The organism is Aminobacter sp. P4_H6_2, assembly GCF_056400805.1.
Map to the genome: position 1 here is coordinate 1 of NZ_JBFUKO010000876.1, position 1,742 is coordinate 1,742.

Annotated in this window: 2 protein-coding genes; both read right to left on the bottom strand. The window is 61.1% G+C overall.

Going from position 1 to position 1,742, the window contains the following annotated elements; translation table 11 throughout:
- Positions 1-607, bottom strand: a 607-nt coding sequence (locus tag AC1DUU_RS31200; protein WP_476787175.1) for an AAA family ATPase, incomplete at its 3' end; no start/stop codon positions are given.
- 87 nt (positions 608-694) lie between these two features.
- On the bottom strand, positions 695-1,742 hold a 1,048-nt coding region (locus AC1DUU_RS31205; protein ID WP_476787176.1), incomplete at its 5' end, for a sulfatase-like hydrolase/transferase.

Below are 1,742 nucleotides of genomic sequence, written 5' to 3' on the forward strand. Positions count from 1 at the left end.
CTTGCTTGGCTGCGGGTTTGGCGCTGCCATCCTCTTCGCTGCGCACCAGCCGCATGATCTGGGCTTCGGCCTCGCGGGCGGGATAGTCGACCCGCACATGCATGAGGAAACGGTCGAGCTGTGCTTCGGGCAGCGGATAGGTGCCCTCCTGCTCGATCGGGTTCTGCGTCGCCATGACGAGAAACAGTTCAGGCAATGGATGGCTGTCGCCGCCGACCGTGACCTGCCGCTCCTCCATCGCCTCCAGGAGCGCCGACTGCACCTTGGCGGGGGCGCGGTTGATCTCGTCGGCGAGGATCAGATTGGCGAAGATCGGCCCTTCCTGGAACTTGAATTCGCCCTTGCCGCCCTCGCTGAAATAGACTTCCGAGCCGGTGATGTCGGAGGGCAAAAGGTCGGGCGTGAACTGGACGCGCGACAGCTTGGCGTCGAGGTTTTTTGCCAGGCTCTTGATGGCGCGGGTCTTGGCAAGGCCGGGCAGGCCTTCGACCAGAAGGTGGCCATCGCTCAAAAGGCCGAGCAGCAGGCGCTCGATCATGGCATCCTGGCCGATGATTGACTGGCCGATACGTTTGCCGAGGTCGACAATGTCGTCGTGTGCGGTCATGCGAGCCCCGTATTTCGTCTCCGGACGCACCGATGRTGGTGCGCCCGTGTTGCTTTGAAAGCGAGCTAGAGCTGATCGATGGTTCGATTATTTCTCAATGCCGCGATCCTTGAATGACTTGTCGATCGCCTTGTTCACCTCGTCGCGAACGCCCTCGATGTTGAAGCTGGCAACGCGCTGGCTGGGCGGGTACTTCACGAAGGTTTCGAGGAAGGCGGCTCCCTGCAATTGCCCCTTTACGAGGAGATAGTCGTTCCTGACCAGCCAATCATTGTACTGGTCGGAGACGATATCTGCCCGCTCGTAGGGATCCATACGCAGGTTGAATAGTTTGGGCAGGCGCAGAACTGTCAGCGGGTCCTGCCAGACGCCGAACCCGCCCGGTGTCCGCTGCTCATGGAAGACCACCTTCCAGTCATCGTAACGCGTGGCAACGAGATTGCCATCGTCATCGAAGTAGTAGAAGTCGCTGCGCGCGCTCTTCGGAGCTTTACCGGTGAGGTAGTCGAGCTGGTTGTAGCCATCGAGATGGTTCGTGAAGGTGGTCTGACTCCCCTCAGGTTTCCATCCCTTCAGCAGGCGATCTTTGACCTCCGGATCGCCGGCGGCCGCAAGCAGGGTCGGGAACCAGTCAAGGCCGGAAACCATTCCGTTCGAGACCTGCCCCGGCTGGATGTGCCCCGGCCAGCGGACCATTGCCGGTACACGAAACGCGCCTTCCCAGTTGGTGTCCTTTTCGCTGCGGAACGGCGTCGTTGCCGCATCCGGCCAGGAGAACTGGTTCGGGCCGTTGTCGGTGGCGTAGACGACGATGGTGTTGTCGGTGATGCCCAAGTCATCGAGCGCCTTCAGGAGCTTGCCGACGTCGCCGTCATGCTCGACCATACCGTCGGCATATTCGTTTCCGGGCATGCCGCTCTGGCCGCGCATGGACTCGCGGACATGGGTGAAGAGATGCATGCGCGTCGTGTTCATCCAGGTGAAGAAAGGCTTCTTGGCCTTGGCCTGGCGATCCATGAAGTCGATAGCAGCAGCGGTCGTCTCGTCGTCGATCGTCTCCATGCGCTTCTTGGTCAGCGGGCCGGTATCTTCGACCTTGCCGTCGGCAGAGGCTTTGATGACGCCGCGCGGAGAG